Genomic DNA, 5,897 nt, shown 5'->3' on the forward strand with positions numbered 1-5,897 from the left:
CTTGGGAAGATTGCGGCAACGCAGAGCGTTATTCCATCCTCAGCAAGATGTCAGGGCGAGCTGTTCGCGGCCTAACTTGTTGATTTAACATAATCATTATTATCAATCTTCGATTTCGCCGCCAAGTAGAGATGTCACTCGGCCCACCGACGACCGATTTATCCCACATTTTCCGGCTTGCGCCGATCTGTGGGATAAACTGAACTAGCGAAGCCGCAGCTTTGCGTCCTCGCCTTCGGCAAATGCATTGGTTGCCATCAGGGCAGACCTCGCACTGGCAAGTGTGCTCCAGTCGATGCTGTGCGTATAGCCTTGCGCGACATCGAGCATCCGGATCAGCGGAGCTGTCTGTCCGTTGTGCGAGAATGCCTTGAGCGCTGAGAGATAGTCCGTCCGGTATGCTGTCGGAATGATGATCCGCTCCTGATCACGGGCAACAAGTTCAGCGTTCATCATGATGCGCGCCACGCGGCCGTTGCCGTCAGCGAACGGGTGAACTTCGCTTACCAGTGTCATCATGAAAACCGCGCGCTGGAACGGATCGTCGAGCGCATTCAGAAATTCAAAACCTCGCTCGAGGGTTCCGTCGACGAGGTCGGGATGCACGAATACGGTAGCCCCGGCCTGGTTTCCCCGTTCCTTGAATGCGCCGGGCAGCTTGTCGGGCCGTGCCTCCATGACCGAAGCGTGACGCCTTCGTAGCAAGTCGCGGAAGCCGCCAAAATCGGACGGCAGAGCTTTCAATTGCTGCAGGTCGGAAACAATGCGGAAAGTTCCGAGCACGTCGTGGGCGTCTTCTGGCCTCTCGTTCGGAATGACCCCGTCGAAGACAATCTGTGCCGCTTCCTCCACGCTGAACTCGGTACCTTCGATGAAGTTCGAAAAGTACGATTCAAAGAACGCCAGTGTCGCATTGGCCTCGGCGGTCCGGGGCGGAACCGGGCGCATCTCCACCATGGTTTCGCGAAGCGCCGCAAACAGCCCCTCAAATAGCCTGATGCGATCCGGATCGAATGGATGCCCGGCAAGCCGTGCCTTGCCAATCTCGCTCTGCATTTCCGCTTCGCGCGTCCCGAGCAACGATCCGATCAGGTTATCAAGTTCGTCCGCTTCGGCCTCGTAACCGAGCTCGGGCGCGATCCTGCGCGCGTCGTCGCGCAGTCGATTGACCCCCGCCTCCCCTTGCTGGCGGATCATCGCATCGAGCCGTCTTTCCAACTCTCCGCGTTCGATCACTCGCGATGTGCGGTCTTTACGACCTCTCGAAGGCCGCAAGTTTTCGAGATAGGCACGCGCTGTCGAAGCGAGGCGCGCGCCTCCGAAAACGCGGTCGCTGTCCAGCGCGCCGGGTCCTGGCCGCGGTCGCAATACCAGTCCCGGAAGTTCGGTGTCGCGCCGCTTTGCCGAAATCAGAAAGACCGACCCATCTTCGGCCGGCTTGCTCTCCAGTGCAGTCCGGTCGGCAATGATTGCATCTGGGTAATAGGACGCGATCAAGGTATACCAGTTTCGGCGCACGAGCCGTTCGGGATCCTCGTCGAGGTTCCGGGTGTAAAGACGGGTTCCGAGCTTGCGCAGTTGCCCTCGCCGGGCAGCCTCGTAGACGGCTCCCGAAATCGTCCCGTCCGAGACGAAAACTTCCGGCAATGCGGCAATCGAAAATTTGGACATAAGCTGCTCCTGACGGAGCACCTATCCGAGTTTTCGTGCTTTAAGAAGTGGATTGTCCGAGAAAACGAGATTTAACTCCCAAAAATCCCGAGATTTTGCGAGTCATCCAATGGGCCCATGCCGAGACTGCCGGCCGTTTTTGGCCCATTGGGACCACTCATCTTTGTTAGAAATATCGCCCCATTTTTCTAACAGGATTTGCCTGAACGGCATGCGATCAGCCGAGCTCGCCGGCATTGGCCTGATCGAGCAGATCCATGAATGTCCGCGCCGCTTCGCGGTCGCGAGGGTCCTTGAACGCCACATCGAGGTCCGGCGCCGAACCCAGCATGTAGAGCAGCGACCACATAGCGAACCTGCGTCCCTTGTCTGTCTCGAGACCGAACTCGACCAGCATGCGCTCTATCCCGCTGGCCAGCCCTTCGGACGAAACCGCTCCGAGATCATCGGTCCCGAAAAAGCGCCGCATCTGGTCGTCGAACTCCATGGCGGTACTTCCCTCCAGCGATGCGATTATGCTGCCCACGGCAGCCATTTCAGATTGAGCGGCCCTGTCAAGAATGGCGCACTCGGTCCCGCGCGCCCTTTGTGCGCGCTCCTGCGGGTGCGGAGTTTCCTGCCCTGGGCCGCCGGCACTCTTGCCTCCGGCTCCGTCGCCGTCCCGCGCCCCGCGACAAGCACGGGTTTCACGGGACGACGGACTTGCTCCGGCAAGGGGTCCATTCCCGTCAGGCTGGCCGCGCCGTCGTCGGCGCTGGCCAGAGCGCTCCCTCGTGCCCCGCGCGGGCGCGATACGCGCCGCGGCGGGGGGTTTTGCGGGATCGCGGAAGAACCACAGCAGGGCGGCGTTTTGCGGTTAACCCCGAACGCCCCCAATCCTTTCAGGCTCGGGGGTTCGGGGGCAAAACCTAAATCTCTCTCTCATCTCGTTGGCTGAGCGAAATCAGCATCGCCATAGCATGACGCCTGGGAGATTGGCGGCCGTCAAGGATCGCGGGTGCCCCCCGATTTTGGCCTGCTGCGGCTACCGCCTTGCGAGCAAAAATCGGCTCCCCCCACGCCCGCTGCTCGCGGCGGCAGCGCGTGCGCGCCGCCGTCCCTGACTGCCTGACTCCGGCGTCCCTCCGATGGGCATCTTTCATCAGCGTGATGAGAGACAATTCCTTTTGGAGGTTATCATGACGGACCGTTTCTCGAACTTCGCCGACCTTGCCGAACACTATGCGCGGGAAATTGCCACTCCCGACTATGCTGCCGCATTCATGGAGCAGACCGAGCTGGCCAAGCTCTCGATCGAGCATGAACCGAGCGCTGCCGAAATGCCCGACCCCGAAGTGGCGCAGGCGGCAATCGAGATGATGCTCGCAACGGTGTTCGACCTGTTCCGCGACACCCGGATGGAGGACATGGCAAGCGAGGTCGCCTGGGGCATTGCCAACAGCTTCCACGTGGTCGCCAAGCGCCTCGACAACAGAGAGGATTCGATGGCGAACCGGCTGCAGGAAAAGCTGCGCGAATACGATCCGAGCGAAGTCTATGCGACCGATCTGGAAGACCTCACCATGCAGGCCCGCAGTCTCGCCGAGTGCCGCGACGCGATGGAATGCATGCGCGACCATGCCGCGAAGATCTACCTCGTGGAGACCGGTCGTCCCTTCTCACCAGTGCGCGGCTCGCGGGTGTCGTCCAAGACCAATGCCTCGATGATCGAGGCGCGCGATTACCTTGCAGCACAAAAGGCGCAGCGGCGCGAACAGTTTGCGCCCACGGGCCCGGTTGTGGTGTTCTCGGGCGGGCAGCAGTTCACCGACATTGCTCAGGTTGAAGACTACCTCAACGCAATCCGGACGCGCATCCCCTCGATGGTGCTGGCAACGACCGCACAGAACAAGGGCGCTGACGTGATCGCGGCGGCCTGGGCATCAAGCAAGAACGTCCCCGTCATCCTGTGCAAGCCCGATGCCTCGCGGGGTCCTTCGGCGCCCTACCAACGCAATGCGCGCATGCTCAGCTTCAAGCCGGTCGAGGCGGTGGTGTGCAGCGGCGGCGGCATCCAGGCGAACCTCGCTGACCGGCTGCGCGAGGCGCGCGTGCCGATGCACATTGTGCGCGAGGCCGGTGCCCAGAACGAGGCTCCCCCAGCCCGGTCAAAAGCACCGGCTCAGGCAGAACGCGGCGGTGCAAAGCGCACGGTCAATGGTGACGATCTCCCGCCGTTTTGAGCGGGAGACAACGTGATCCGACTTTACCGAAGGGTGTCCGGTCTAACCGCCGGATGCCCTTCTTTTTTGTCGATTGGAACGCCCCTGGTCTGACCCGGCTCGCTCGCTGGGCCCCGGGTGACGGCCTGTCGGCCTGCCCGCTTCCCAGCCTTCGCATCGGCCGGGCGGCAGGCCAGCACTTGGACCCACCGGCGGTGCGGACCAACAGGGGTTAAAACTCTCGCAGAATTCCAAGCATGATGACCGCCATTGTCCCGCGTCAAGAAGGGCGGTTCCCCCAATTTTTCCGCATGAAGAATGCGAAAAAATCGGCTCCCCCACCCCCGCTTCGCGGCGGGCCGCGGGCGGCCCGTTCCTGACCCGGGCCAAGCTCGGCCATCTTTTCGGAGGCCTCTTCAATGATTTTGACAGGAGGCTTCCCGTGAACGCTCTTACGACCGCACTCGACATCCCGGCTTTCGATCCCATCAGCTATGACGCCGCACTGCGCGCCGCCACCGTCCGGGCCCAGCACAGCTTCTTCGACCAGCACGTTATCGAGGACGACGAGGGCTGCTTCGTCGCTATCGACGAGGGCGACTATAATGCGCTGCCCCAGCACCTGATCGACCGGATCGTCCATACGGTGCCGGGCATGATGGCAGACGATTTCGACGAGGCGAACATCGCCCGCGCCGCGAGCTTCATGAGCGTGGTGATGGATCCCGAATGGGACGCGGACTGCCCGTTCTGACATGCAGAAACTTCGAACGGCGCCGGAGGGCTCGTCAGGGGCTCTCCGGCCCCTTTTTTGCTCCGGTCCATAAAGCGCAGCCGGGGCCCCCTCGGCTGCCTGCGGATGCAGGCAGTAACTTTGGGAGCCCCGGCTGTGCTGGTCTCTCGCGAGACCGGTTTCAGCTTTTCGCCAAGCGCTTTTCCGCTTCGTCCAGGCCGAGCTTTCCGAGTGCGGCGAAGAAGGCTTCAACCCGCTCGAACGGTGCCTTGCCGAGTGCCGATTTTCTCAGCAGATCGGCCATGGCATTTTGCTCGCTTTCCCGCAGCTTCGCTTCGCGCGCTTCCAGCGCGTTTCGCTCCCTTGCGATTGCCTGTCGTTCCGCTTCAAGACTTCCTTTCCTGGCCATGATTGTACCTCGTGGGTTGGCGCTGAAACCTCCCGGCAAAAGCATCACAACGCCAAAGCCTGTTGGCAAGTCCTCTTGTTCAAACCATCTGTAATTTGTCGACGCCTGTGAAGCATAGATTGCCCCTGCTGCGCCTAGAGAATGGCACTGAAGGCCCGATCCTCGATCCTGAAAAAACCAGTAATCCAACGCGAACCAAGTTGCATCGGATCAAGGGGTAAAGGTGCAGACCGTACACTGCACGGCAGTAAGAGAAATTGGCAGAACTGCGCGCGTATACAGCAATGGCATCCCTGTATCACAATGTATGATAATCGCTGAACACAATTGGAGATGAAGCAATTGCGCCATTTTTCGCGTAATACATTTGAATACGGCAGGCACCGGCTCCCCCTTCCCTTGCCAAGCCATCGGCGATGGCCTAAAACATCCAGGCGCAATCTCCACCGGGCCCTTTTCGAAGGGTTTGGTGATGACAGAAACAGTCCTGATTTCGGTCCGGCTTCCCGGACCCGTTGCCGAGGCGGCCAATGCCGCTGCGGTCTCGCGCAATATCTCCCGATCGAAGCTTCTGCGAATCGCCATCGAGCGCTTCATCGATGACCTTTCCGGTTCATCCGAGCAGGATCGCCGGCGTCAGTTCTCGTCCGAGTATACCTTCCTCGCGCTCGACCTCATCGTCCAGCGCGAATACCCCGAGGTGCACACCGAACTTCTGACCGAAGCCGAGCGGCGCATGGAGGCCTTCCATGGCGGGGCCTGACACCTGGTCCGACCGCGCTCGGCCGGGCAAGCTGCAGCACCATTCGGCGCGCGGGACCATGCCGCGCAATGCCGGTGATTTCACCCGCGGTTCGCAGCTCATCACCCATGAATTCCTGAT

At 61.0% G+C, this 5,897-nt stretch carries 6 protein-coding genes; 3 read left to right on the forward strand and 3 right to left on the reverse strand.

Features of this window, described 5'->3' with window-relative positions; genetic code table 11:
* Nucleotides 1-204: 204 nt before the first annotated feature.
* On the reverse strand, nt 205-1,671 hold the full coding sequence (locus KBA48_RS31970; protein WP_066213952.1) for a Fic family protein: 1,467 nt from the start codon (nt 1,669-1,671) through the stop codon (nt 205-207).
* Between the two features lie 217 nt (nt 1,672-1,888).
* Nucleotides 1,889-2,158 carry a hypothetical protein gene (locus KBA48_RS31975; protein WP_066214091.1) on the reverse strand — a complete coding sequence of 90 codons (270 nt, stop codon included), beginning with the start codon at nt 2,156-2,158 and terminating at the stop codon, nt 1,889-1,891.
* Between the two features lie 691 nt (nt 2,159-2,849).
* On the opposite strand from KBA48_RS31975, the gene KBA48_RS31980 reads away from it, so the two are divergent.
* Both KBA48_RS31980 and KBA48_RS31985 read left to right on the forward strand, forming a co-directional pair.
* Complete coding sequence (locus KBA48_RS31980; protein ID WP_066213954.1) at nt 2,850-3,893, forward strand: DUF2493 domain-containing protein; 1,044 nt, start codon at nt 2,850-2,852, stop codon at nt 3,891-3,893.
* Nucleotides 3,894-4,314: 421 nt separating this feature from the next.
* Complete coding sequence (locus tag KBA48_RS31985; RefSeq protein ID WP_066213957.1) at nt 4,315-4,626, forward strand: hypothetical protein; 312 nt, start codon at nt 4,315-4,317, stop codon at nt 4,624-4,626.
* A gap of 160 nt (nt 4,627-4,786) precedes the next feature.
* On the opposite strand, the gene KBA48_RS31990 is transcribed toward KBA48_RS31985, so the two are convergent.
* A complete protein-coding gene (locus tag KBA48_RS31990; RefSeq protein ID WP_292912723.1) occupies nt 4,787-5,014 on the reverse strand; it encodes a hypothetical protein in 228 nt (75 codons plus the stop codon).
* 472 nt (nt 5,015-5,486) lie between these two features.
* Between KBA48_RS31990 and KBA48_RS31995 the strand changes: the two genes are divergently transcribed.
* A complete protein-coding gene (locus tag KBA48_RS31995) occupies nt 5,487-5,777 on the forward strand; it encodes a hypothetical protein (RefSeq protein ID WP_019054076.1) in 291 nt (96 codons plus the stop codon).
* Nucleotides 5,778-5,897 lie beyond the last annotated feature (120 nt).

It is taken from the genome of Niveispirillum sp. (assembly GCF_017996735.1).
In the GTDB taxonomy this organism is placed as follows: Bacteria; Pseudomonadota; Alphaproteobacteria; order Azospirillales; family Azospirillaceae; genus Niveispirillum.